This is a genomic window from Halosimplex halophilum (assembly GCF_004698125.1).
Lineage (GTDB): Archaea > Halobacteriota > Halobacteria > Halobacteriales > Haloarculaceae > Halosimplex > Halosimplex halophilum.
In genome coordinates, this window is sequence record NZ_ML214298.1 from 210,310 (window position 1) to 233,908 (window position 23,599).

The 23,599-nt window shown below is 71.0% G+C and carries 25 protein-coding genes and 1 tRNA gene; 20 read left to right on the top strand and 6 right to left on the bottom strand.

Annotated elements, in window-relative coordinates; genetic code table 11:
- Positions 1 to 192 precede the first annotated feature (192 nt).
- The 3 genes from E3328_RS12195 to E3328_RS22005 all read right to left on the bottom strand — a co-directional run bounded on the left by E3328_RS12195 (position 193) and on the right by E3328_RS22005 (position 1,288).
- A tRNA-Lys gene (locus E3328_RS12195) sits at positions 193 to 304 on the bottom strand.
- Between the two features lie 41 nt (positions 305 to 345).
- Positions 346 to 1,017, bottom strand: coding sequence for a DUF7119 family protein (locus tag E3328_RS12200; RefSeq protein WP_135364918.1), 672 nt, complete (start codon positions 1,015 to 1,017; stop codon positions 346 to 348).
- Positions 1,018 to 1,150: 133 nt separating this feature from the next.
- Positions 1,151 to 1,288 carry a hypothetical protein gene (locus tag E3328_RS22005; RefSeq protein WP_167837389.1) on the bottom strand — a complete coding sequence of 46 codons (138 nt, stop codon included), beginning with the start codon at positions 1,286 to 1,288 and terminating at the stop codon, positions 1,151 to 1,153.
- A gap of 217 nt (positions 1,289 to 1,505) precedes the next feature.
- On the opposite strand from E3328_RS22005, the gene E3328_RS12205 reads away from it, so the two are divergent.
- The 12 genes from E3328_RS12205 to E3328_RS12260 all read left to right on the top strand — a co-directional run bounded on the left by E3328_RS12205 (position 1,506) and on the right by E3328_RS12260 (position 10,438).
- Positions 1,506 to 1,847: a DUF8134 family protein gene (locus E3328_RS12205; RefSeq protein WP_135364919.1), complete on the top strand. Its 342-nt coding sequence runs from the start codon at positions 1,506 to 1,508 to the stop codon at positions 1,845 to 1,847.
- 87 nt (positions 1,848 to 1,934) lie between these two features.
- Positions 1,935 to 3,698, top strand: a complete 1,764-nt coding sequence (locus E3328_RS12210; RefSeq protein ID WP_135364920.1) for a nitrite/sulfite reductase — start codon at positions 1,935 to 1,937, stop codon at positions 3,696 to 3,698.
- Positions 3,699 to 3,765: 67 nt separating this feature from the next.
- Entirely contained in the window at positions 3,766 to 3,966 is a 201-nt protein-coding gene (locus E3328_RS12215) for a DUF7501 family protein (protein WP_135364921.1), read from the top strand.
- Positions 3,967 to 4,079: 113 nt separating this feature from the next.
- Positions 4,080 to 4,367 (top strand): DUF6360 family protein, encoded by a 288-nt coding sequence (locus E3328_RS12220; protein ID WP_135364922.1) that lies wholly within the window; start codon positions 4,080 to 4,082, stop codon positions 4,365 to 4,367.
- A gap of 84 nt (positions 4,368 to 4,451) precedes the next feature.
- Entirely contained in the window at positions 4,452 to 4,694 is a 243-nt protein-coding gene (locus E3328_RS12225; protein WP_135364923.1) for an antitoxin VapB family protein, read from the top strand.
- Positions 4,691 to 5,107: a PIN domain-containing protein gene (locus E3328_RS12230; protein WP_135364924.1), complete on the top strand. Its 417-nt coding sequence runs from the start codon at positions 4,691 to 4,693 to the stop codon at positions 5,105 to 5,107. The genes E3328_RS12225 and E3328_RS12230 overlap by 4 nt, the downstream gene beginning before the upstream one ends.
- Before the next feature lie 86 nt (positions 5,108 to 5,193).
- The gene (gene pheA / locus E3328_RS12235; protein ID WP_135364925.1) at positions 5,194 to 6,000 is read left to right on the top strand and encodes a prephenate dehydratase; all 807 of its coding nucleotides are present in this window, start codon (positions 5,194 to 5,196) and stop codon (positions 5,998 to 6,000) included.
- Between the two features lie 58 nt (positions 6,001 to 6,058).
- Complete coding sequence (locus tag E3328_RS12240) at positions 6,059 to 6,463, top strand: Hsp20/alpha crystallin family protein (RefSeq protein ID WP_135364926.1); 405 nt, start codon at positions 6,059 to 6,061, stop codon at positions 6,461 to 6,463.
- A gap of 134 nt (positions 6,464 to 6,597) precedes the next feature.
- Positions 6,598 to 7,053 carry a peroxiredoxin gene (locus E3328_RS12245; protein WP_135364927.1) on the top strand — a complete coding sequence of 152 codons (456 nt, stop codon included), beginning with the start codon at positions 6,598 to 6,600 and terminating at the stop codon, positions 7,051 to 7,053.
- A gap of 88 nt (positions 7,054 to 7,141) precedes the next feature.
- Positions 7,142 to 7,834 (top strand): protein sorting system archaetidylserine decarboxylase, encoded by a 693-nt coding sequence (locus E3328_RS12250; RefSeq protein WP_135364928.1) that lies wholly within the window; start codon positions 7,142 to 7,144, stop codon positions 7,832 to 7,834.
- 152 nt (positions 7,835 to 7,986) lie between these two features.
- The gene (locus tag E3328_RS12255; protein WP_135364929.1) at positions 7,987 to 10,056 is read left to right on the top strand and encodes a bacterio-opsin activator domain-containing protein; all 2,070 of its coding nucleotides are present in this window, start codon (positions 7,987 to 7,989) and stop codon (positions 10,054 to 10,056) included.
- Between the two features lie 55 nt (positions 10,057 to 10,111).
- A complete protein-coding gene (locus E3328_RS12260; protein WP_135364930.1) occupies positions 10,112 to 10,438 on the top strand; it encodes a DUF7344 domain-containing protein in 327 nt (108 codons plus the stop codon).
- Between the two features lie 105 nt (positions 10,439 to 10,543).
- On the opposite strand, the gene leuS is transcribed toward E3328_RS12260, so the two are convergent.
- Positions 10,544 to 13,270, bottom strand: coding sequence for a leucine--tRNA ligase (gene leuS, locus E3328_RS12265; RefSeq protein ID WP_135364931.1), 2,727 nt, complete (start codon positions 13,268 to 13,270; stop codon positions 10,544 to 10,546).
- Positions 13,271 to 13,413: 143 nt separating this feature from the next.
- Between leuS and E3328_RS12270 the strand changes: the two genes are divergently transcribed.
- Positions 13,414 to 14,355, top strand: a complete 942-nt coding sequence (locus tag E3328_RS12270) for an ABC transporter substrate-binding protein (RefSeq protein ID WP_135364932.1) — start codon at positions 13,414 to 13,416, stop codon at positions 14,353 to 14,355.
- Between the two features lie 62 nt (positions 14,356 to 14,417).
- Here the strand turns inward: E3328_RS12270 and E3328_RS12275 are convergent, their stop codons facing one another.
- The gene (locus tag E3328_RS12275) at positions 14,418 to 14,924 is read right to left on the bottom strand and encodes a 2'-5' RNA ligase family protein (protein ID WP_135364933.1); all 507 of its coding nucleotides are present in this window, start codon (positions 14,922 to 14,924) and stop codon (positions 14,418 to 14,420) included.
- A gap of 83 nt (positions 14,925 to 15,007) precedes the next feature.
- The gene (locus tag E3328_RS12280) at positions 15,008 to 15,190 is read right to left on the bottom strand and encodes a DUF7554 family protein (RefSeq protein ID WP_135364934.1); all 183 of its coding nucleotides are present in this window, start codon (positions 15,188 to 15,190) and stop codon (positions 15,008 to 15,010) included.
- A gap of 110 nt (positions 15,191 to 15,300) precedes the next feature.
- Between E3328_RS12280 and E3328_RS12285 the strand changes: the two genes are divergently transcribed.
- The 7 genes from E3328_RS12285 to argC all read left to right on the top strand — a co-directional run bounded on the left by E3328_RS12285 (position 15,301) and on the right by argC (position 23,587).
- Complete coding sequence (locus tag E3328_RS12285; protein WP_135364935.1) at positions 15,301 to 16,440, top strand: helix-turn-helix transcriptional regulator; 1,140 nt, start codon at positions 15,301 to 15,303, stop codon at positions 16,438 to 16,440.
- Between the two features lie 152 nt (positions 16,441 to 16,592).
- Positions 16,593 to 18,149, top strand: a complete 1,557-nt coding sequence (locus tag E3328_RS22545) for a DUF7096 domain-containing protein (protein WP_135364936.1) — start codon at positions 16,593 to 16,595, stop codon at positions 18,147 to 18,149.
- 326 nt (positions 18,150 to 18,475) lie between these two features.
- Positions 18,476 to 19,729, top strand: coding sequence for an argininosuccinate synthase (locus tag E3328_RS12295; protein WP_135364937.1), 1,254 nt, complete (start codon positions 18,476 to 18,478; stop codon positions 19,727 to 19,729).
- Between the two features lies 1 nt (position 19,730).
- The gene (gene argH, locus E3328_RS12300; RefSeq protein ID WP_135364938.1) at positions 19,731 to 21,266 is read left to right on the top strand and encodes an argininosuccinate lyase; all 1,536 of its coding nucleotides are present in this window, start codon (positions 19,731 to 19,733) and stop codon (positions 21,264 to 21,266) included.
- 212 nt (positions 21,267 to 21,478) lie between these two features.
- The gene (lysW, locus tag E3328_RS12305; protein ID WP_006882170.1) at positions 21,479 to 21,643 is read left to right on the top strand and encodes a lysine biosynthesis protein LysW; all 165 of its coding nucleotides are present in this window, start codon (positions 21,479 to 21,481) and stop codon (positions 21,641 to 21,643) included.
- A 2-nt stretch (positions 21,644 to 21,645) separates the two neighbouring features.
- Positions 21,646 to 22,539 (top strand): lysine biosynthesis protein LysX, encoded by an 894-nt coding sequence (gene lysX, locus E3328_RS12310; RefSeq protein ID WP_135365718.1) that lies wholly within the window; start codon positions 21,646 to 21,648, stop codon positions 22,537 to 22,539.
- 10 nt (positions 22,540 to 22,549) lie between these two features.
- Positions 22,550 to 23,587 carry an N-acetyl-gamma-glutamyl-phosphate reductase gene (gene argC / locus E3328_RS12315; RefSeq protein ID WP_135364939.1) on the top strand — a complete coding sequence of 346 codons (1,038 nt, stop codon included), beginning with the start codon at positions 22,550 to 22,552 and terminating at the stop codon, positions 23,585 to 23,587.
- Positions 23,588 to 23,599 lie beyond the last annotated feature (12 nt).

Sequence of the window (23,599 nt, forward strand, 5' to 3'; positions counted from 1 at the left end):
CGGACTCCGTTCTGGCCGTCCAGTCCGTCGCGAAAACGGGCCGGGAGGGAGTTGGACTACGCCCGGACGTGCTCGCTCCGCCGAGCAGTGCTCGCTCGCTTCGCTCGCGGGCACTGCGCTGCGCGCGCCCGGTCTACTTCGACTCCTCCTGCCGGTTCGTGACCCGTTCGCGCCGCTCACGGGTCCACTGTACGGGCCGGGAGGGAGTTGAACCCCCGACCATCTGGTCTCTCCCGCAACCACGCGGGTCGAACGCGTAGCCGCGATAAAAGCCAGACGCTCTGCCTGACTGAGCTACCGGCCCTTCGTCCGTGAATGAGGGGGACGGCGATTAAGTACTTACGATCAGCCCCGTTCGAAGCGGCGTTCGAGCGCGGTGGCGACGATCTCGTCGGGTTCGACGTCCTCCAGCGCGGCGCGCCTGCGGAGTTCGCGGTAGACCTCCGGCGGGAGCTCCATCGTGAGTTCGCCGAGGGTGATCCCTTCGGCGGCCAGCGCCTCGTCGACGGGGGTGCCGTCGTTGACGTCGCTGGCGACCGAGCGGACCTGGCGGACCGTCATGTCGTGGTCGAGGACGGCCCATGCCAGCTGGAGGCGGGCGGCGCCGGCGACGCGGGCGATGTGCTTGGCGGCGGTGGGGGCGATCTCGCCCATCGCGACGTGCTTGCGGATCGAGCGGGGCAGGTCGTGGACGCGGGACCACTTGCGGATGAACGCGACGGTGGCCTCGCCGCCGGCGCGCTCGGCGGCGGCCTTGTACGAGCCCTCGCCGCGGACCAGCGCGGCGCAGGCGGCCGCGCCCCGGAGCATGAAGACGGTGTCGGCCTCGCCGGCGGCGTCGCTGGCGAACTGGCGGACGGTCTCGGCGGCGGTCTCGAGGCTCTCCGGGTCGTCGGGGTCGAACTCGACGGCCTCCTCGGGCCGCTGGCCGGTGACGCTCGGGTCGCCGCGGATGACCGGCGCGCCGACCGGCGACTCCCGGTCCGTCGGCGGATCCCCTGGCCCCTCGTGGCTCATCGCTCGTCCCTTCGGAACGGTCTCTCAAAAGGGTCCCGTCTGCCGGTACGACTGGCGCACACGCGCCCGGCGGCCGACCGGCCGTCGATGCCGTCGCGGCCCCGCGGTCGGGGTCGCGGCTCGGCCACGGCCGTCAGTCGGACGCCTCGGCGCGCTCCTCGGAGAGGTGCTCCCAGACCTCGGCGCAGCCGCACCCGTCCTCCACGTCGTCGAGGTGGCTGGTGTCCGGCTCGGGCGCTTCGTCGTCGTGGGTGTCTGTTGCCTGGGTCATCGGTTCGTCGTACACCCTCGTATCGCCCCTACGCCCTTAACCGGTCGCGCTCCCGTAATTGCTACCCGGGCTGCGACCTACCGGCAATCCCTTCAGCTATCTCCGACGGGCGCGTGGGGCGTCGAGGGTCCGTCCGCCCCCCGCTGGACGGGCTCCCCACCGGCGAGTGTTGTCCGGGTCGACAGCCTCTGGAGGGTCGAGCGCGTAGCCGGGGCCAGTGACGACCGACGTTCACCAGCTCGACGACGGTGCCTGGATCAGCGTCAACGACGAGCGGCAGGTCAACGTCAGCGACCTGTGGCTGCTGGCCCGCCAGGAGGTCTGCGACTGCGAGACCGCCGACTTCCTCGTCGAGGGGTTCGCGGAGGTCGGCGTCGACCACCCGGATATCCAGGCGAAGGTCGCCGGCCGCTGTATCACCTGCGGCCGGGAGGGGATCACCGGCTGGCTCACCGTCGGCCGCGTCATCGACCCCGAGGACGGCGAGTTCTACCCCGTCGACACCGCGAGCGTCCAGATACCGGAACAGCGCCGTCGCCTCGCTCGCCCCGAAGAATAGGCAACAACATCCGCTTCTCGGGAGAGGTGGGGCGGTTTGTCGAGATGCGCGTGCGTTTAAGTGCGGAGCTATTCGGGGGAGACACGAATGCCGACGAAAGTCGAGAACTGGAAGAGCGAGGTCTACGGTAACGAGATACGCGAACACCTGATGGAGTTCGCGGAGGAGGGGTGGGACGCCATCCCCGAGGACGAGCACGACGCCTGGTTCGAGCGGTTCAAGTGGTGGGGGCTGTACCACCAGCGGAAGGGCCAGGAGTCGTACTTCATGATGCGCATCGGGACGCCCAACGGCGTCCTCGAACCGGGCCAGCTGCGGGTCGTCGGCGAGATCGCCGACGAGTACGCCCGCGGGCCGGTGGACAACCCCGAGTTCGGCGGCGCCTACTGCGACTGGACGACCCGCCAGTCGATCCAGCTCCACTGGATCAAACTGGAGGACATCCCCGAGATCTTCGAGAAGCTCGAGGCCAACGGGCTGAGCACCCAGCAGGCCTGCGGCGACTCCTGGCGCAACATCGTCGGCTGTCCGGTCGCCGGCAAGGACGAACACGAGCACATCGACGCCTGGCCGGTCGCCCAGGATCTGCACGAGACCTTCAAGGGCGACGACGACCACACCAACCTCCCCCGGAAGTGGAAGGTCTCGGTGACGGGCTGTGACCAGGGCTGTGGCCAGGGCGACATCAACGATCTGGCCTTCGAGCCGGCCGAGAAGGACGGCGAACTCGGATTCAACGTCCGCGTCGGCGGCGGCCTCGCCCGGAAGGAGCCCCGCTTCGCCCGCGACATCGACGTGTGGGTACCGACGGAGAAGGTCAACGAGGTCGCCGGCGGCATGTCCGCGCTGTTCCGCGAGTACGGCGACCGCGAGGACCGCTTCAACGCCCGCATCAAGTTCCTCGTCGACGAGTGGGGCCCGGAGAAGGTCCGCTCGGTCCTCCAGGAGGAGTTCGTCGACTTCGAGCTGCCGACCGCCGGCGAGGACATGCGCGACCAGTACACCTACAACGCCGGCACCGGCGAACACGGCGACCACGTCGGGGTCTACGACCAGCCCGACGGGAAGAACTACGTCGGCCTGAACGTCCTCGTCGGCCGGATGGGCGTCGACGACGTGCTGGAACTCGCCGACCTCGCCGAGGAGTACGGCTCCGGCGAGGTCCGGCTGACCCAGCGCCAGAACGTCATCGTCACGGACGTGCCCGACGAGGAGCTCGACGCCTTCCTCGACGAGCCGCTGCTGGAGGACTACTCGCCGGACCCGAGCCCGTTCATGCGCGGCTCCATCGCCTGCACGGGCACGGAGTTCTGCTCGCTGTCGATCGTCGAGACGAAGAACCGCCAGGTCCGCTACGCCCGCTGGCTGAAGGACAACGTCGAACTGCCCAGTGAGGTCGAGGACTTCCACATCCACCTCTCGGGCTGTACGGCCTCCTGCGCCCAGCCGCAGATCGCCGACATCTCCCTGCGCGGCATGAAGACGCGCAAGGACGGCGAGCCCGTGGAAGCGCTGGACATCGGCCTCGGCGGCGGCCTCGGCGAGGAACCGCGGTTCGCCGACTGGGTCGAACTGCGCGTCCCCGTCGACGAGGTGCCCGGCGCGATCAAGAATCTCGTCGCCAACTACGAGGCCGAGCGCGACGGGACCGAGACGTTCCGCGAGTTCGTCGCCCGCCACGACGAGGACGCCCTCGCCGAGTTCGTCGAGCCCGAGGAGACGGACTACGAGGACCCGTACATGCACAACACGAAGATGACGTGGTACCCCTACACCGACGACGACGAGATGAGCGACTCGCCCGCGCCGACGAACGGCGACGGCGAGCCGCTCGCGCCCGCCGACGACTGAGCGGCCGTCGACCTCGTTCGGCATCGCGCCTGATCCGTTTTTGAGGGCGGAACGCCTACACTCACACATGTCCGAGGAGTACACCCATCCAGCAGCGGACTCGACGGAGTGGGACAACCCGGACTTCTGCCCGTTCTGCGGCGAGCGACTCCCCGACGGCGGCGCCGGCTTCATCGACCACACGAAGGAGAGCGACACCTGCCGCGAGCGGTTCGAGGTGTGGCGGTCGAACATCGCCGACGACGTTGCCGGCGAGTGGACCGGCTGACCGGCGGGGTCGCGGTCGGTGGGGCGGGCCGATCCACGGCGGCCGACGCCCCGCGCCGTGCTCGCGGCGACCGACCCGCGGTCGCTTAAGTGGCTGGCCCGCCGACCGACGGTATGGTCGACCGCATCCTCAAGGTCAACGCCTACACCACCTTCGACCTCCTCGACGGCCGCGTCGAGGGCCACGGCTTCGAGGAGGAGGCGCTGACCGTCCTGAACGTCACCACCGACAGCCGCGACGACCCCGACCACGTCGAGTTGCAGGTCGAGATGGACAACACCGACCTCGACGAGGTGACCGCCCACGCCGACCACGTCGAACTGTCGGCCGAGCAGGCCCGCGAACTCGCCGCCGAACTGGAGAAGTACGCCGGCCGCGTCGAGGCCGCCGACGAGGAGTGAGGCGTCCACGGGCCGTCGAGACCGAGGCTAGTACCGATTCCGGCCCAACGATTAAACGCTGTCAACGCGAATGTCAACGTGACAATGGCGACAGCGGACGAGCAGATCCGGGTGAGCGACCGGGTGAAACGCGAACTCGACCGGCGTCGGCGCGAAGGGGAAAGCTACAACGACGTCCTCGAGCGCCTGCTTCCGGAGAACGCGGACACCTCGTTCGACGATGGGTTCGGCGTTCTCTCGGACGAGACCGGTGACGAGATCCGAGAGCGACGTGAGCGAGCCAAGGAGGAACGGAAGAACCGGATGCGCCGACTGGAGGACGCGTGAGGGTCCTCGACGCGAACTACCTCATCGATTATCTGAGCGGGGTCCCGGAAGCGAAGTCGTACTACGAGGCGAACGGTGGTTCCGACAACCGCTGGATCGCACCCGCACCGGCGTACGCGGAGGCTCTCGTCGGCGTCGGCAATCATCCGACGGGCGATGTCGACGAAGCTATCGAGGCACTGGCGTGGACTGACGTATACGGTGTCGACGACCGACTCGCCATCTCGGCGGCGCGAATCGCGGACGAGATCGGGTCGCAGGGCCCCTATCTCGACGACGTCGACGCGCTCGTCGCCGCGACAGGTGAGGAGTTAGACGCGCCAGTCGTCTCCTGTGACGGCGACCTCACGCACGAGGCGACGACGGCGGTCGTCGACGTGGAAGACTACCTCGAACGACACGAAGGGACGTGACGCGTACAGTGCTCGGCTCAGGTCGTCTGTAATCCGCCCGCGACCGACCACGACGCTTTTCACGGCGAGCGGCGAACCGGGGGGTAATGGAAGCACTGACGCTCGGTCCGGCGGGGACCTACTCCCACCGGGCGGCGAAGGCGGTGGCCGACGAGGTGGTCTTCACGGACTCGAAGACGGCCATCGTCGAGGCGGTCGCGAGCGGCGAGTACGAGCGGGGGGTCGTCCCCGTCGAGAACAGCACCGAGGGGCCCGTCACGGAGTCGCTCGACGCGTTCGCCGAGTTCGACGTGGCCGCGGTCCGCGAGCTCATCACGCCCATCCGCCACGCGCTCATCGCACAGGGGCCGGAGTTCGACGTGGTGGCCAGCCACCCGCAGGCGCTCGCGCAGTGTCGCGAGTACCTCGATCGGAACTACCCGAGCGCCACCCTGGAGTCGATGACCTCGACGGCCGCCGGCGTCGAGCGCGCCCGCGAGGACCCGGGCGTCGCCGCCATCGGCCACCCGCAGAACGCGGACGACGAACTCCGGGTGGTCGCCGAGGACATCCAGGACCAGTCGTCGAACGCCACCCGATTCCTCGTCGTCGCGCCCGCGAGCGAGCGCAGCGAGGCCGGCTCGAAGACCTCCTTCATCGTCTACCCGAACGTCGACTACCCCGGGCTGCTGCTCGAACTCCTGGAGCCGTTCGCCGACCGGGACATCAACCTCACGCGCGTCGAGTCCCGCCCCAGCGGCGAGCGGCTGGGCGACTACGTCTTCCACATCGACGTCGAGGCCGGCCTCTACGAGGAGCGAACCCAGGCAGCGCTTTCGGAGATCGAGGCCATCGCCGACGAGGGGTGGGTCCGCCGCCTGGGCTCCTACGACAGCGAGACGGTGCTGGACTGACTGGCCGACGGCGCTCCGCCACGGGCTTAAGGCGATTCCCCGCGTAGTCCTGGGCGAGATGACACGATCCACCGACCCGTTCGGCGACATCGAGGAGTTGATCGACGTGATGACCGGCGGGCTCGAACCGTCGGGCGACCTGGCGGTCGACGTGGCCGACACCGGCGACGAGTTCGTCGCCGTCGCCGACCTGCCGGGCTACGAGCGCGAGGACATCGACGTGCAGTTGACCGACTCGACGACGCTCTCGCTGTCGGCCAGCCGCGAGACCGAGTCCGTCAAGGAGGCCGACCGCTACGTCACCCGGGAGCGACACAGCGAGTCGGTCACCCGACGGGTCGGCCTCCCCGAGCCCGTCGTCGAGTCCGAGGCCAGCGCCACCTACGAGAACGGCGTGCTGACCGTCACGCTCCCGAAGCAGACGACGAGCGACGACGACGGCACCGACATCCCCGTCAACTGACGCCGCTCGCGCACTGCCGCGGCCGCGCCCGGCCGCCGCGGAGCGCCCGCGGGTGCGGGCGACGCGGCCGGCCGCCGGAACCGCGAGGCCGCCGGAACCGCAAACGGCTTTCGCGGGCGGGCCGAGTCGCCGGTATGGTACTCGAACCCGGCGACCCGGCGCCCGAGGTAGCGGCCCCGAACCAGGACGGCGAGACGGTCGAACCCGACTGGTCGGGCGTCTCGGTGGTGTACTTCTACCCGAAGGACGACACGCCCGGCTGCACGACCGAGGCCGAGCAGTTCCAGGCGGAGCTGGAGACCTACCGCGACGCGGGCGTGACCGTCTACGGCGTCTCCGTCGACGACGCCGACTCCCACGCGGAGTTCGCCGCCGAGTACGGGATCGAGTTCGACCTGCTGGCCGACCCCGACGGCGCGGTCGTCGACGCCTTCGACGTGGAGCGGACGCGGGGCGTCGCGAGCCGGACGACGTTCGTCGTCGTCGGCGGGTCGGTCCAGGCGGTCTACACCGGCGTCGACCCCGACGGCCACGCGCGGAACGTCCTCGCCGACCTCGTCGAGACGGGCGTCGTCTCGCTGGAGGACTGAGAGGACCGCCGATAGACTGCCCGCCGCGACCGGCGGCCGACCCCGCCGTTCAGAAGGCTTATCACCGGAACGGACCGCAGTACCGCCAATGAGTGTCGCGAACGGCAGCCTCAGGTACGCCGTCCTCGCGGTCGTCGCCGCGGCCGTCGTCTTCCCGTTCTCCCGGGTCGCGAGCGGCGTCTGCGTCGTCGCCGCGGTCGGCGTGGTCTACTTCCACCGCGACCCCGCGCGGGTCGTCCCGCCGCAGGGGGTCGTCGCGCCCGCCGACGGCAAGGTGACCGTCGTTCGGGAGGAGGAAGACGGGCTCCGGCTGGGCATCTACATGAGCGGCTGGGACGTACACATCAACCGCGCGCCGATGGACGGGACCGTCGAGAACGTCGAGCACATTCCGGGCGCGAACAAGCTCGCGTTCACGAAGGACGCCGAGGAGAACGAGCGGCTGCGCTTCGAGTTCGAGGACTACACCCTCGAACAGATCGCCGGCACGTTCGCCCGCCGGACCTACTCCTACGTCGACCCCGGCCAGGATGTGGCTCGCGGCCAGCGCATCGGGCACATCTCCTTCGGCAGTCGCTTCGACATGGTGTTCCCGCCCGAGTACGACCCCGACGACCTCACCGTCGACGTGGGCCACCGGCTCTACGGCGGCGAGACCGTCATCGCCCCGCAGCGCCCGCAGGTGACCGACGATACCGACGCCGCGGACGCTACCGACCCCGCGGGCGACACCGCCGACGACGCGGCCGGCGAACCGCGGGACGCCGCGCCCTCCGCCTGACCCGTCGGGACGCGGTTCCGAGCGCGCCCGCTGGCGTCCACGCCGCTCTCGCGTTCCGCACGTTTGTCGGGTACGTGCGGCTTCGCCCACCTCCACCAACCAATTAATAACCTGACATATTTACGGGCGGGGCGACCAGTAGCGGCCGAGGAATGACACGGACAGAGGGGGAGCGTTCGGGGACGAGCGGGGACTGCGCCTGCGACCCGTCGGTCGTCGCGGACGAGGGGTTCTTCCGGGCGCTGGTCGAGAGCGCGTCGGACGCGGTCGTGACCGTCGACGAGACGGGCGGGATCGTCTTCGCCAACCCGGCCACGGCGGAGGTGTTCGGCCACGAGCCCGAGTCGCTGGTCGGCCGGTCGGTGACGGCGTTCCTGCCGGGGGGCGACCGGCCGCGGGTCCGCGAGGCCTTCGAGGCGCTGCGGTCGGGGCCGGAGGCGCCGACGGAGTGGGAGGGGATCGAGACCGTCTGTCGGCACCGCGACGGCCGGCTCGTCCCGGTCGAGCTGTCGCTGCGGGCCCACCGGGACGGCGAGCGGCAGTTACTGACCGCCGTCGTCCGCGACGTGTCCGACCGTCACGCCGAACGGATCGAGCGCCGCCGCGAGCGGGACCTGACCGAGCAGCTGCTGCGGACGGTCCCGACGGGCCTGGTCGTGCTCTCGGCGGCGGGCGTCATCGAGCGGATGAACGACCGGGCGGGCGAGATCCTGGGCGTCGACCCCGCGACGGTGGTCGGCGACGACCGGGACACCGACGCCTGGCGGCTGCTGGACGCCGACGGCGACCCCGTCCCGCCCGACGAGCGGGTGTTCCAGCGGGCCCGGGACGCCGGGCGGCCGGTGACGGAGGTCGAACAGCGGGTCGAGCGGGCGGACGGCTCGCGCGTCTGGGTGCGGGTCAGCGCGGCGCCGCTGACCGACGGCGAGGGCGGCGACCGCGTGGTGGTGGTCGTCGAGGACATCTCCGGACAGAAGGAGCGCGAGCGCCGCCTGCGCGAGCAGAACGAGCAGCTCGAACGCCTCGACCGGATCAACGCCGTCATCCGGGGGATCGACCAGGCGCTGGTGCGGGCGACGACGCGCCGGGAGATCGACGAGGCGGTCTGCGAGGCGCTGGCCGCGGCCGACCCGTACCTGGCGGCCTGGATCGGCGACGTGAGCGCCGGCAGCGACGAGGTGACCCCGCGGGCCCACGGCGGCGACGTGGCCGACTACCTCGACGCGATCTCGGTCACGCGGTCGTCCGAACCCGTCGGTTCCGGGCCCGCGAGCCGTGCGATCCGGTCGCGGTCGGTGCAGGTCACCCACGACGTGAACACCGACCCGGCCTTCGAGGGGGCGCGGGCGGCCGCCGCCGCCCACGGGGTCCGCTCGGCGGCCAGCGTCCCGCTGGTGTACGACGGGACGATCTACGGCGTGTTGACCGTCTACGCGGACGAACCGGGGGTCTTCGACGCCACCGAGCAGGCGGTGCTCGGCGAGCTCGGGGCGACGATCGGCCACGCGATCAACGCGGTGACCACCCGACAGGCGCTGGTGGCCGACCGCGTGACGGAACTGCGGCTGGCGGTCGACGACGACCGCCACTTCTTCTCGGCGCTGTCGGCCGCGCTGGACTGCGAGGTGGCCTTCGAGGGCGCGACCGTCCAGGCCGACGAGACGTTCCGCTACTACCTGACCGTCGCGGGGGCGGACCCGGACGACGTGCTCGGGTTCGCCGACGGGTTCGCGGGCGTCGAGTCGGCCCGCGTCGTCAGCGTCGGTCCCGACGGGGAGTGCCTGCTGGAGGCGACGCTCGACGCCGGGAGCGCGTTCGGCGTCGTCGCGAGCCACGGCGGCGCGGTCCGGTCGGCGTCGGCGACCGGCGGCAGCTGCGAGATCGTGGCCGAACTCCCGGTGGCGGCCGACGTACGCGCCGTCGTCGAGGCGCTCCGCGAGGCCTTCGACGGCATCGAGGTCCGCGCCCAGCGCGACCGGGAACGCGCGGGGACCGACTCGGTCCCCTCGGGGACCTCGCTCGACGCCGACCTGACCGAACGCCAGCGGACCGCCCTGGAGACCGCCTACTACGCCGGCTTCTTCGAGTGGCCCCGCGAGTCCACCGGGGAGGAGGTCGCCGAGTCGCTGGGCGTCTCCGCGCCCACCTTCCACAGGCATCTCAGGGTCGCCGAGCGGAAGCTACTCGCCGCCCGCTTCGGCGACGAGCCGACGGACGAGTGACACTAACCGTTTAGCCACGCGACTGAATACCGTACGGGGGTATGCTCCCATACAGATGGGACGCAACCACCACGAGGCCCTCGAACCGGCCGCCGACGCCACAGCGAGTGACGAGACGGACGCGCTGTTCGCCGTCCTCTCGAACGCAGACCGCCGGTTCGTGCTCTCGCATCTCGCCCAGCGGGAGACGCCGCCGGCCCTCGACCCCCTCGCCGGCGCGCTCGCGACGTGGAACGACGACCGCTCCCGGGAGGACGCCCGCATCGCGCTCCACCACGTCCACCTGCCGAAACTGGAGGACGCGGGGCTGGTCACCTACGGCGACACCGTCGAACTGACCGACGACGCCGACGCGTCGCTGGACCTGGTCGACGACGTCTGAGTCGGCACTGAGCGAACTTCTCACAGATCCCGGAAGACGGACGAGCGGCAGCCGCGCATGTCGGCGGCGGCCCGGTCGCCGGCCGGGGACTCACTGGCCGACCGCTTACTCGATGTTGATCGCGGGTCGGCCCGGCGCGGCCTTCCCCGCCAGGTCGTCGTCGGCCTCGTCGGCCGACCGGACGACCACCTCGGCGTCGAACTCCTCCTCGATCAGCCACGCGGCCCGCTCCAGCGCCGCTTTCTCCGCCCCGGGTGCGAGCACGTCCGAGAGCGCCTCGCGCTCGGCCTGCAGGTCCTGTGCGAAGTCGGCGGCGGCGTCGCCCTGCTCGCGGATCTCGTCGTGGCTCATCAGGTCGCCGATCAGGTTGTCGGCGTCGGACTCGCGGGCGAGTTCGTGCGCGCGCGTCTTCCACTCGGGGGCGACCGCGAGCGTGATCCGCTCGGGGTCCTCGATGCCGACGGTGTCGACGATGTCGCGCACGTCCTCGCGGGTGTCCTCGACTAGGCGGCTGGCCACCTCGTAGTCGGCGGGCAGGTCCGCCTCCGGCCACTCGGCCTCGGCGAGCAGACCCTCGCCGCCCAGCCGCTCCCAGACCTCCTCGGCGACGTGTGGCGCGACCGGGCCCAGGAGCTTCACGACCGTCCGCACGCCCCGCTCGACGACGGCGGGGTCGGCGTCCTCCCGTTCGTGGTAGCGGCGCAGCAGCGAGACCACGTCCCGGGTCGCCTGCAGCGCGTGGTTGAACCGGAAGTCCTCGAACTCCGCGGTGGCCGTGGCGGCCGTCGCGGCGATCTCCCGGTCGACGTAGGCCGCGACGGGGTCCTCGTCGACGGCGCCCGCCGCGTCGGCGGCGTCGCCGGCGCCCAGGCCGCCCTCGCTCTCGGCGACCTCCTCGGCCAGCCCGTAGACGTTCTGGAGGAACTGGTAGCTGGAACGGACGCCTTCAGGGCTCCAGGCGAACTCCTTCTCGGGCTGGGCGGCCTCCATGATGAACAGCCGCGCCGTGTCGGCGCCGTACTCGTCGATGATCCGCTGGGGCGAGACGCCGTTGCCCTTCGACTTGGACATCTTGTTGCCGTTCTCGCCCAGCACCATCCCCTGGTTGGTCAGGTTCGTGAACGGTTCCCTGACTCCGTCGACGAGGTCGATGTCGTCGAGGACTTTCGTGAAGAAGCGGGCGTACAGCAGGTGCATGACGGCGTGTTCGATGCCGCCGACGTAGCGGTCGACGGGCATCCAGTCGCTGGCCCGCTCGGTGTCGAAGGGGACCTCGTCGGCGTCGGGCGAGACGTACCGCAGGAAGTACCACGAGGAGTCGACGAACGTGTCCATCGTGTCCGTTTCCCGTTTCGCGGGCCCACCGCAGTCGGGGCACTCGACTTCCTTCCACTCCTCGGCGGCGTCGAGTGGGTTCCCGGTCGTGTGGACGAACTCCGGCAGTTCGACGGGCAGGTCCTCGTCGGGCACCTCGACGAAGCCACACTCCTCGCAGTGGACCATCGGGATCGGCGTGCCCCAGTAGCGCTGGCGGGAGATCCCCCAGTCGCGCAGGCGGTACTCGACGCGGTGCTCGCCGTCGAACACGTCGACGAATTTCTCCCGGGCCTCTTCGCTCGTCAGCCCGTCGTACTCGCCGCTGTTGACGAGCACACCGTCGGGCGTGTAGGCTTCCGCCTGCACGTCCACGCCCTCGGGATCGGTCTCGGCGTCGGGTTTCGGCTCGACGACCTGCTTGATCGGGATGTCGTGTTTCTCGGCGAAGGCGTGGTCGCGCTCGTCGTGGGCGGGGACGGCGTACAGCGCGCCCGTGCCCACGTCCTCCAGCACGTAGTCGGCGACGTAGACCGGGATCTCCTCGCCGGTCGCGGGGTTTTCGGCGTACTCGCCGGTGAACACGCCGGAGGTCTCGTCGACCTCGTCGTCGTCGGCGTGTTCGACCCGCTCGACGTACTCGGCCACGTCGTCGTTCTCCTCGGCGAGTCGCTGGGCGACCTCGTGGCCCGGCGAGAGCGCGAAGAACGTCGCGCCGTGGATGGTGTCCAGACGGGTGGTGAAGATCTCCACGGTGTCGCCGGTCGTGAGGTCGAACTCCACGCTGTCCCCTTCCTGGCGGCCGATCCAGTTGCGCTGCATCTCGCGGACGTTGTTCGGCCACCCCTCCAGGTCGTCCAGCGCTTCCAGCAGTTCCTCGGCGTAGTCGGTGATCGTCAGGAACCACTGGTCCATCTCGCGGTGCTCGATGGGGGTGTCACAGCGCCAGCAGATCTCGGCGCCGCCGGGGCCCTCCTCGACCTGTTCGTCCGCGAGGACGGTCTCGCAGGAGGGACACCAGTTCAGCTCGGCGGCCTGGCGCTCGACGAGCCCCTCCTCGCGGAACCGCTTGAACAGCCACTGGTTCCAGCGGTAGTAGTCGGGCTCGCAGGTGGTGACCTCCCGCTCCCAGTCGTAGCCGAAGCCCATCGCCTTCAGCTGGGTCTTCATCGAGTCGATGCAGTCCATCGTCCAGTCGCGGGGGTTGGTGTCCCGCTCGTTGGCGGCGTTCTCGGCGGGCAGGCCGAACGAGTCCCAGCCCATCGGGTGCAGGACGCTCTCGCCGCGCATCCGCTCGAAGCGGGCGTAGGCGTCCGTGATGGTGTAGTTGCGGACGTGGCCCATGTGCAGATCGCCCGACGTGTAGGGGAACATCGCGAGGACGTACTCGGGGTCCTCGGCGTCGTCGGGGATGCGGAACACACCCTCCTCGTCCCACGTGCGCTGCCAGCGGGGCTCGATCTCCGCGTGGTCGAACCCCCGCTCTCGCTCGCGTTGTTCTCCGGTCCCGGCAGTCATGCGCGTACGTCGGACAGCGACGTTGCTATAGCTTTCCCTTCGCTGGGAGGGAGACACACGGCCGAGGGAGGCGGACTGTCCCCCCGTCGCCCCCGCTGTGGCGGCCACCGTGGTTTTACGTCCGACGGCTCCCACCGTCCGATATGCGCGTCGCTTCCCTCCTGCCGTCGGCCACCGAGATCTGTTACGCCCTCGGGGTCGAACCCGTCGGCGTCTCCCACGAGTGCGACTGGCCGCCCGCGGCCGCCGAGTTACCGACGCTGGACCGCTCGCGGGTCGACCCCGACCAGCCGAGTGCCGCGATCAACGAACAGGTCGCACAGGCCGAGCAGGAACACGGCGGCGTCTACGAGATCGATCTGGACGCGCTCGCCGAAGTCGACCCCGACGTGGTGGTCACCCAGGGCGTCTGCGACGTGTGCGCCGTCGACACGCTCCTCGTCGAGGAGGCCATCGCCGAGGCGGGCGTCGACGCCGAGGTGCTCACGACCGACGTGCACAGCCTCGACGACCTCTACGCCGACATCGAGCGCTTCGGCGACGTGTTCGACCGCGAGCCGCGGGCCGACGAACTGGTCGCGGACCTCCGGAAACGGGTCGCGGCCGTCCGCGAGCGGACGGAGGGGATCCCCGCCGAGGACCGGCCGAGCGTCGCCGTCTTCGACTGGCTCGACCCCGTCATGGTCGCCGGCCACTGGATGCCCGAACTCGTCGCGGCGGCGGGCGGCACGTACCCGATGGCCGACACCGGCGACCGCTCGACGCCCCGCGAGTGGGCGAGCGTCCGGGAGGCCGACCCCGACGCCGTCGTCGCCGCGCCGTGCGGGTTCGGGCTCGACCAGACGCTCGACAGCGCCGGCGAACTGACCGCCAGGCCGGGGTTCGCGGATCTGTCCGCCGCCGAGTCCGGCCGCGTCTACGCGATGGACGGCCACTACTACGTGAACCGGCCCGGCCCCAGGCTGGTCGACACGCTGGAACACCTCGCCGGCCTCCTGCACCCCGACCGGTTCGACGCTCCGCCCGAGGACGTGGCGCGCGAACTGCCCGTCGACGCGGCGAAGCGGGAAGAACCGGCGGCGTAGACGCTGCGGGGGAGCCGTAGCGAGAACGGCCCCCCTGCGCGGCGGGGTCGCCGGGCGGCGACTCAGCCCAGCGACACGGAGCTGACGGACTGGGACCGTTCGGCGTCCCAGAACTCCAGCCGTTCGGCGGTCCACTCGACGGGGTCGAAGGGGGTGTCCCGGAGGCCCGCGGCCCGCTCGACGGAGCCGCCCCGGGCCACCGTGACGTGGGGGACGTAGTCGTCGCCCTCCACGTCGTCGACGGGGTCGAAGCGCTCGCAGAGCCGCCGGTGCAGGTCGACGAGGCCGGGGCTCTCGACGGCGAGGTAGACGACGGGCCCCTCGCCGCGGGGTACGTCGGTGAAGACGTCGACGCCGGTGACCCGCACCTCGAAGGGGGGTTCGCCGCGGAGGGCTTCGCGGGCGCGGGCTTCGAGTTCGTGGTAGCGGGCGGCGTCGCCGCGGCCGAGGCGCTTGGCGACGAGGGTGTGCTCGCCGCGCTGGCGAAGGTCGGCGGTCCCGAGGCGGGTCCCCAGGTCGCGGGCGAGGGCGGCGACCGTCCCGGGCACGGGGACGTTCAGGCTGTACACGCACGTCAGGAGGGGCCAGCGGCCGAAAAGGCCGTCGCTCGCGGGCGGCGATACGTTCCGGCCGCTCGCGGGCCGCGGCCCGCTCAGATCCGGTCGAGCAGCCAGAGGACGATCAGCGCGGCGATGACGAGGCCGACGACCGGCTGTAGCGCGCCCAGCAGCAGGTCCGTGAGGGCGTCGAGGACCTCCAGCGCGAGCCAGACGACGACGAGCACGAGCACGACCTTCAGCAGCGTCTCGACCTCGATGTCCGCCCGTGTGTCCATGGGCGCCCGGTGGCGAGCGACCGGCAAGTGTCTTCGGGAACCTGTCGCTCGAACCGAACGCGCGGGCGACCACGAAAGACTTTCCGCGGTTCGCTCCGACGCGAGTGACGATGAGAGACGCGTCGCGGGGGGCCGTGGTGTCAGTCGCCGTCGCGCTGCTGTGTCTGTCGGCAGTCGGGCCTGCCGTCGGGGCCGCCGGCGAGCGGGGGTACCCCTCGCTGACCGACCGGGGTATCGCGGCCCAGGCGGAGCCGCCGCCGGCCTTCCAGTCGGCGGTCGACCCGGACGTGGTGGTGATGCGCGCGACCGTCGACGAGAACGGCACCGCGGCGTGGACCGTCGAGTTCCGGGTGCGACTGGACGACGAGAACACGACCGAGGCCTTCGAGTCGGTCCGGGCGGACGTGCGCGAGAACCCGTCGTCGTTCACGGACCAGTTCGCGACGGGCATGCGCCGGACGGTCGCCAGCGCCGAGAACCGGACCGGTCGCGAGATGGCGCTGGAGGGCGTCCGCGTCGCCGCGACCAGGGAGCAACTCCCCCAGGAGTACGGCGTCCTGACCTACCGGTTCACGTGGACGAACTTCGCGGCGACCGACGGCGACCGGCTGCGGATCGGCGACTCGCTGTCGGGCTTTTTCCTCGACGGCGAGTCCTCGCTCGTGCTCGGGTGGCCGGCCGGCTACGAGCCGGAGTCGGTGACGCCCGACCCCGACGAGACCGGCAACGGGTCGGCCACCTGGCGCGGCCCCGCCGACTTCGGGTCGAACGAGCCGCGAGTGGTCGCCGCGCCCGCCGGGGGCGGTCCGCCGACGGCCGCGGTCGCCGCGGCGCTGCTCCTGCTCGTCGCCGCGGCCGGCGCCGTCGGGTGGCTCTACCGCTCGCGCGACGGGGTCCCGATCGGCGGCGCGACCGGGACCGACCCGTCGAGCGGAGCGAGCGGGGCAGCGGCGGACCAGAACGGGGCCGCCGACGGGGCGGGCGACGCCGCCGAGGAGACCGACGACGGCGAGGCGGCCGACGACAGCGACGAACCCCCGGCGGAACTGCTGAGCAACGAGGAGCGGGTGATCCGGCTGGTCGAGGACAACGGCGGGCGGATCAAACAGCAGCAGATCGCGAGCGAGTTCGACTGGACCGACGCGAAGACCAGCCAGGTCGTCGGCACCCTCCGCGAGGAGGACGCCGTCGAGACGTTCCGCATCGGCCGCGAGAACGTCGTCGCCCTGCCCGAGGAGAGCGACTTGTAGCTTTCGGTCTTTCACGCCGATGCTATCGGGATCGGGGAGGAGTACCGGGGGACGGCGGCGGGACGACCGACGGCGGTAATCCGGCTTGATCGGGATTGAACCGGGTTGAAAGTCGAGGAGTTATATGGGGCCGTCGGCACAAGGGGACAACGATGGCCGAAGTATCGCCCGCCGTGGCGGCGCTCGTGGTGGTCCTCGGAGCCGTGGGTGGCGTGCCGGTCGCGGCGCTGACGGACGCGGGGGCCGGGGCACAGCAGGCCACGGCGGAGGGAACGGGCAACGACTCGCTGGCGCCGGGCGAGCGGTTCGCGGGCGTGGTCGGCGTCGAGGCGGTCGAGTTCGAGAGCGAGGTCGAGGCGCGGGCGTTCGGGCAGCGGGTCGCCGCGGCGCGCTCGAACGAGTCGGCGGCGGCGGTGGTCGCCGCCGAGGTCGACGACCTGGCGGCGCGGCTGGACGCGCTCGACGAACGGGCGGCGGAACTGCGCCGCGCTCACGAGAACGGCACGCTGAGCGAGGGGGAGTTCCGGGCGCGCATCGCGGCCGTCCACGCCAACCAGCGGGCGCTCCAGCGGCAGATCAACCGGACCGACTCCGTCGCCCGGCGACTGCCGGACGCGGCGCTGGAGGCCCGCGGTATCGACCCCGGCGCGATCGAGCGGCTCCGCTCGCAGGCCGCCGAGTTGAGCGGCCCGGAGGTGGCCGCCATCGCGCGGACGATCGCCGGACGGAATGCCGGATCCGGCCTCGGTGGGCCGCCCCCCTTCGTCGAGAACCGCACGGGGCCGCCGGACGGGACCGGCCCGCCGGACGACGCTGGCCCGCGAGACGACGGCGGGCCACCTGACGACGCCGGTCCACCTGACGACACGGGACCGCCGGGGCGCACGGAGACGCCCGAGGAAGCGAACGAACGGGACGACGACGACCGGTCTGACAGAGACGACACGCCCTCGACTGCGTCTCCCACGCCGACTGTGACTCCGACGCCGACGGCATCCCCGACCCCGACCGCGCCCCCCACGCCGACACCAACACCGACAGTTACCGACACGCCGGATCCGACGGACGCGCCGGATACACCGGATCCGACGGACGCGCCGGACACGCCGGATCCGACGGACGCGCCGGATACACCGGATCCGACGGACGCGCCGGACACGCCGGACCCGACCGATGCGCCGGATTCATCGGGCGGGACGGCGAGCCCCACTCCGACGCCGTCGCCCACCCCCACTCTGACTCCGACTGCTACCCCGACACCGACCGCTACACTCACACCGACTGCTACACCCTCACCGACTGCTACCCCGACACCGACTGCTACCCCGACACCGACTGCTACACCCACAGCGACTCCGACGACCGTCCCGACGCCGACGGCCACGCCGACTTCGACCCCGACGGGGGACCAGAACGACACGCCGGACCCGACGGACCCGCCCGACACCTCGGATCCGACGGACGCGCCGGATACGGCGGATCCGACGGACGCGCCGGATACGGCGGATCCGACCGACGCGCCCGATAGCCTGGGCGGGGGCTGGCCGGCGGGGACGTCCGGCGGGGGCGGCGGGGGTCTGCCCGCCGGCGTCTCGCTCGTGGCGTCGGTCGAGGCGCCCGCGCACGACCGGGCGGTCGGGGCGACCGACGACGCCGAGGGGGACGATGTCGAAGGGGGCGACGCCGAGGGGGACGGGCCCGACGCGTGAGCCGCGGCCGCGGACGCCTGTGACGGACTCACGGGGCCCACAGCGGCGGTTCGCAACCTTTTAGTAGCGACTTGTCGGTAGTAGCAGATACATGGCTTCGACCCGCGCTCCCGGCGCGCTGACGGCGGCGAGCCGCGGGTCCGCCGACCGACTTTTCGCGCGTCGGACGGCGGCGCCGGCAGGCGTCGACGCCCGACGACCGCGGCGACGACGACCGGGCCGTTAGGCCCGATACTACTCCTCTCCACGTCGCCACGTCTCGTTTCCAACTGCCGCCACCGTCGGGTCCTGGGCGGACATCTCACCCGACAGCGACCACACAACACATGACATCCGACCCATCCGGCACCGTCGCGCTCGCCTTCTCCGGCGGGCTCGACACCACAGTCTGCGTCCCGCTCATCAAAGAAGAGTACGGCTACGACGACGTCATCGGCGTCACCGTCGACGTCGGCCAGCCCGCGAAGGAGTTCGACGAGGCCCGCGAGACCGCCGAGGAACTCGGCCTCGACCACTACGTCGTCGACGCCAAGCAGGAGTTCGCCGACCTCTGCCTGCAGTCCGTCAAGGCCAACGGCTCCTACCAGGGCTATCCCCTCGGGACCGCGCTGGCCCGTCCGGTCATCGCCAACGCGATCCTCGAAGTCGCCGAAGAGCAGGGCTGTACCGCGCTGGCCCACGGCTGCACGGGGAAGGGCAACGACCAGCTCCGCTTCGAGGCCGTCTGGCGCGCCTCCGACCTGGACGTGCTCGCGCCCGTCCGCGAACTCGGCCTGACCCGCGAGTGGGAGAGCGAGTACGCCGAAGAGAAGGGCCTGCCCGTCGAGGGCGGCGACGGCGGCCGCTGGAGCATCGACACCAACCTCTGGAGCCGCTCGGTCGAGGGCTCCGAGCTCGAAGACCCCAACCACGTCCCCGGCGAGGAGATCTACGACTGGACGCAGGCGCCCGGGTCGGCCGAGCCGGAGACCGTCGAGGTCGAGTTCGAGCAGGGCGAGGTCGTCGCCGTCGACGGCGAGGACCAGGACGCCGTTTCGCTCATCGAGGACCTCAACGAGCGCGCCGGCAAGCACGGCGTCGGTCGCTCCGACATCATGGAGGACCGCATGCTCGGGCTGAAAGTCAGGGAGAACTACGAGCACCCCGCGGCGACGGTGCTGCTGACGGCCCACGAGGCCCTGGAGTCGCTCGTCCTGACCCAGGAGGAGCGCGCGTTCAAACAGCAGGTCGACCAGCGCTGGGCCCAGAAGGGCTACGAGGGCCTGGTCGAGGCGCCGCTGACGAAGGCCCTGGAGAGCTTCATCGAGCAGACCCAGCGGAAGGTCACCGGCACGGTGACGGTCAAGCTCGACGGCGGCCAGGCCCGCGCGGTCGGCCGCGACAGCGAGTACGCCGTCTACAGCGAGTCCGCCGCCTCGTTCAACGAGGAGGCGGTGACCGACGACATCGAGCAGAACGACGCCACGGGCGTCGCGAAGTACCACGGCTTCCAGTCCCGGTTGGCCAACCGCGTCGCCGAGAACGTGGCCGCGAAACAGGCGGAGGCCGCCACGGACGGCGGCGAGGACACGGACGAGTGAGATGACCGACGGCGAGGGCACCCTCGGCGCGGACGAGGCGGCCGACGCGAGCGGCGCGGCCGACCAGACCGACGCGACGACCGGCGGGACCGCGGTCCGCCGCGACCGCTTCTCGGGCGGCCCCGCGCGCGGGTTCATGTCCTCGCTGGCCGCCGACCAGCGGATCTTCGAGGCCGACCTGCAGGTCGACCGCGCCCACACGGTGATGCTGGCCGAGCAGGACATCGTCGACGACGAGGACGCCGCGGCCATCCTGGCGGCGCTGGACGACGTGGAGGCGGCGGGCCACGGCGAGTTACCCGACGCCGAGGACGTCCACGAGGCCATCGAAACCGCCGTAATCGAGCGCGTCGGCCCCGAGGGCGGGCGGATGCACACCGCCCGCTCGCGCAACGACGAGGTGGCGACCTGCATCCGGTATCGCCTGCGCTCGGATCTCTTCGAGGCGCTGGAGGCGGTCGTGGGGGCGCGCGAGCAGTTGCTCGACGCGGCCGCCGACCACACCGAGACGCTGCTGCCCGGGTTCACGCACCTGCAGTACGCCCAGCCGGTGACCGTGGCCCACTGGATACTGTCCTACGAGGGGCCGCTGGCCCGCGATACGGAACGGCTGCTCGCGGCGCTGGACACCACGAACCAGTCGCCGCTCGGTGCGGCCGCCTTCGCCGGGACACCGTTCGACGTGGACCGCGAGCGCACCGCCGAACTGCTGGGCTTCGACGGGACGGTCGCGAACTCGATGGACGCCACGTCCTCCCGGGATTTCCTCGTCGAGACGACGGGCGCGCTGACGACGCTGGCGACGACGCTGTCGGGGCTGGCGGAGGATCTCGTGGTCTACAGCGGCCGGGACTACCTGGAGATCAGCGACGACTACGCCTCCACGTCGTCGATCATGCCCCAGAAAAAGAACCCCGACACGCTGGAGATCGTCCGCGCCACGGCCGGGGAGGCCCAGGGGGCGCTCCAGCGGCTGTTGACGACGCTGAAGGGGCTGCCCCGGTCGTACAACATCGACCTGCAGGAGGCGACGCCGCCGGCCTGGACCGCGGTCGATTCGGTGCCGCCCGCGCTGGAGGTGGCGACGGGCGCGCTCACGACCGCCGAGTGGCACGACGAGGTGCTCGAAGCGGAGGCGGCGGCCGGGTTCTCGACGGCGACGGGCGTGGCGGATCGGCTGGCGATGGCGGGGGTGCCCTTCCGGACGGCCCACGAGGTCGTCGCGTCGGTCGCCGAGAACCTCGACCCCGGCCAGGATACCCCGGAGATCGCCGAACTGGAGGCAGCGGCGGAGAGGATCCTGGGCGAACCGCTCACGGCGTACGTCGACGAGGAGGCGCTGGAAGCGACGCTCGACCCCGTCGAGAGCGTGGCGATGCGCGATTCGCCGGGCGGACCCGCCCCCGAGGCCGTGACTGCACAGATCGACGACGCCCGGGAACGCCTCGCGGCCGACGAGGCGGCGGTCGCCGGCCGCCGCGACGCCGTGACCGGCGCGCTCGACGGACTCGAAACGGCGGTGGCCGACTATGTCTGAGGTCGGCCGCCCGGCGGCCCCGTACCGCACGCCCCACCACCGACCGCAGCCGCTCCCACGACCCCCGCGAGGGGAACTACCATATACCTGATACAGTGAACGGACTGTCCACGAAATACGGCACGCGACGCGCTTAGCGGAGCGTACGCGTATACTTCTCGTCTGATAGGTTCGAAGCCTTTAAGTGTATCCCAGCGTGAGTAGGGACTACGATGGCAGAATGCGTCGAGTGCGGGGCGGAGGTAACCCTGCACGACGGCATCGAGATAGGAGAGATCGTCGACTGTGGCACCTGCGGTGCGGAGCTGGAAGTCGTCGACACCGAACCTCCAGTCCTCGAGACGGCCCCCGAGCTCGAAGAGGACTGGGGTGAGTGAGAGTGAACGTCGGCATCCTCTACTCCCGGATCCGCCGGGACGAGAAGCTCCTGCTGAACGAGCTGCGCGAGCGCGACCACGAGGTCGTCAAGGTCGACGTTCGCAAGCAGCGCTTCGGGCTCTCGGACGCGCCCGAGGACATGCAGGACGTCGACGTGCTCGTCGACCGCTGTCTGGCGACGAGCCGTTCGCTGTACGCCACCCGGTTCGCCGAGGCCTACGACATCCCGGTCGTCAACGCCGCCGAGACGGCGGAGGTCTGCGCGAACAAGGTGAAAAACAGCCTCGCGCTGGAGGGGGCCGGCGTTCCGACGCCGACGACCGACGTGGCGTTCACGAAAGACGCCGCCCTCGAGAGCATCGAGGCGTTCGGCTACCCGTGCGTCCTCAAGCCCGTGATCGGGTCGTGGGGACGCCTGATGGCGAAGATCGACTCCCGCTCGGCCGCGGAGGCGATCCTCGAACACAAGGAGACCCTCGGTCACTACGAGCACAAGGTCTTCTACATCCAGGAGTTCGTCGACAAGCCGGGCCGGGACATCCGCATCGTCGCGGTCGACGGCGAGCCGGTCGCCGGCATGGTCCGCTCGTCGGACCACTGGCTGACCAACGCCGCCAAGGGCGCCGAGACGGCGGAGATCGAGATCACACCGGAGATGGAAGAGCTCGTGAAGAAGGCCAGCGACGCGGTCGGCGGCGGCCTGCTGGGGATCGACCTGATGGAGACCGGCGTCGACGACGACGGCGAGCCCTCGGGGTACACCGTCCACGAGGTCAACCACACCGTCGAGTTCAAGGCGCTGAACGAGGTCACCGACGTCGACGTGCCGGCGACGGTCGTCGACTGGCTGGAGACCACCGCCGCGGCCGACGACGCGGTCGAGGCGACCACATGAGGACACAGCTATGAGCTACACAGCATCGGTCGTCGGCGGCTCGGGCTTCACGGGCGGGGAGCTGCTCCGCCTGCTCGCCGGCCACCCCGAGTTCGAGGTCGTCCAGGCGACCAGCCGCTCGAAGGAGAACAAGACGGTGGGCCACGCCCACCCGAACCTGCGCGACCTCGACCTGCGCTTTTCCTCGCCCGAGGACCTGGAGAGCGTCGACGCCCTGTTCGCCGCGACGCCCCACGGCGTCTCGATGGAGCAGATCGACCGCTTCCGGGACGCGGCCGACACCGTCGTCGACCTCTCGGCGGACTTCCGCCTCGACACCGAGGCGCAGTACGACGAGTGGTACGACGGCCACACGCGCCCCGAGTTGCTGGACGACGCCGTCTACGCGCTCCCGGAGCTGACGCGTGAGGAACTGCCGGGCGCGGAGCTGATCGCCTCCGGCGGGTGTAACGCGACGGCGACGATCCTGGGACTCAAACCGCTCGTGGAGGAGGGCATCCTCACCGGCGACGAGCAGGTCGTCGTCGACGTGAAGGTCGGCTCGTCGGAGGGCGGCGCCGGCGGCGGGGAGGCCTCCTCGCATCCCGAGCGCTCGGGCGTCGTCCGCCCGTACGCGCCGACGGGTCACCGCCACGAGGCCGAGATCGAGCAGTTCCTCGGCCTGGACGTGTCCTTTACCGTCCACGCGGTGGACATGATCCGCGGCGCGAGCGCGACCTGTCACGTCTTCCCGGGCGAGCCCGTCTCGAAGGGCGACCTGTGGGGAGCGTACCGCGGCGAGTACGACGAGGAGCCGTTCGTCGAGCTCGTCGCGGGCGGGGGCGGCGTCTACCGCTACCCCGAGCCGAAGGCGGTCGCGGGGACGAATCGCGCGGAGGTCGGGTTCGAGCTCGACCCCGGAAACAGGCGCCTCGTCGTCTTCTCGGCGATCGACAACATGATGAAAGGTTCGGCGGGGCAGGCGGTCCACGCCGCCAACGTCGCGCTCGGCATCGAGGAACGGGCGGGGCTGGAGTTCGGGGGCCTCCACCCGGTCGGCGCCCCCTGAGCAGGTGATTTT

Coding starts and splice junctions, on each gene's coding strand:
- E3328_RS12200 (WP_135364918.1), bottom strand. CDS start 1,017: ATGAGCCACGAGGGGCCAGGGGATCCGCCGACGGACCGGGAGTCGCCG.
- E3328_RS22005 (WP_167837389.1), bottom strand. CDS start 1,288: ATGACCCAGGCAACAGACACCCACGACGACGAAGCGCCCGAGCCGGAC.
- E3328_RS12210 (WP_135364920.1), top strand. CDS start 1,935: ATGCCGACGAAAGTCGAGAACTGGAAGAGCGAGGTCTACGGTAACGAG.
- E3328_RS12215 (WP_135364921.1), top strand. CDS start 3,766: ATGTCCGAGGAGTACACCCATCCAGCAGCGGACTCGACGGAGTGGGAC.
- E3328_RS12220 (WP_135364922.1), top strand. CDS start 4,080: ATGGTCGACCGCATCCTCAAGGTCAACGCCTACACCACCTTCGACCTC.
- E3328_RS12225 (WP_135364923.1), top strand. CDS start 4,452: ATGGCGACAGCGGACGAGCAGATCCGGGTGAGCGACCGGGTGAAACGC.
- pheA (WP_135364925.1), top strand. CDS start 5,194: ATGGAAGCACTGACGCTCGGTCCGGCGGGGACCTACTCCCACCGGGCG.
- E3328_RS12240 (WP_135364926.1), top strand. CDS start 6,059: ATGACACGATCCACCGACCCGTTCGGCGACATCGAGGAGTTGATCGAC.
- E3328_RS12245 (WP_135364927.1), top strand. CDS start 6,598: ATGGTACTCGAACCCGGCGACCCGGCGCCCGAGGTAGCGGCCCCGAAC.
- E3328_RS12250 (WP_135364928.1), top strand. CDS start 7,142: ATGAGTGTCGCGAACGGCAGCCTCAGGTACGCCGTCCTCGCGGTCGTC.
- E3328_RS12255 (WP_135364929.1), top strand. CDS start 7,987: ATGACACGGACAGAGGGGGAGCGTTCGGGGACGAGCGGGGACTGCGCC.
- E3328_RS12260 (WP_135364930.1), top strand. CDS start 10,112: ATGGGACGCAACCACCACGAGGCCCTCGAACCGGCCGCCGACGCCACA.
- leuS (WP_135364931.1), bottom strand. CDS start 13,270: ATGACTGCCGGGACCGGAGAACAACGCGAGCGAGAGCGGGGGTTCGAC.
- E3328_RS12270 (WP_135364932.1), top strand. CDS start 13,414: ATGCGCGTCGCTTCCCTCCTGCCGTCGGCCACCGAGATCTGTTACGCC.
- E3328_RS12280 (WP_135364934.1), bottom strand. CDS start 15,190: ATGGACACACGGGCGGACATCGAGGTCGAGACGCTGCTGAAGGTCGTG.
- E3328_RS12285 (WP_135364935.1), top strand. CDS start 15,301: ATGAGAGACGCGTCGCGGGGGGCCGTGGTGTCAGTCGCCGTCGCGCTG.
- E3328_RS22545 (WP_135364936.1), top strand. CDS start 16,593: ATGGCCGAAGTATCGCCCGCCGTGGCGGCGCTCGTGGTGGTCCTCGGA.
- E3328_RS12295 (WP_135364937.1), top strand. CDS start 18,476: ATGACATCCGACCCATCCGGCACCGTCGCGCTCGCCTTCTCCGGCGGG.
- argH (WP_135364938.1), top strand. CDS start 19,731: ATGACCGACGGCGAGGGCACCCTCGGCGCGGACGAGGCGGCCGACGCG.
- lysW (WP_006882170.1), top strand. CDS start 21,479: ATGGCAGAATGCGTCGAGTGCGGGGCGGAGGTAACCCTGCACGACGGC.
- argC (WP_135364939.1), top strand. CDS start 22,550: ATGAGCTACACAGCATCGGTCGTCGGCGGCTCGGGCTTCACGGGCGGG.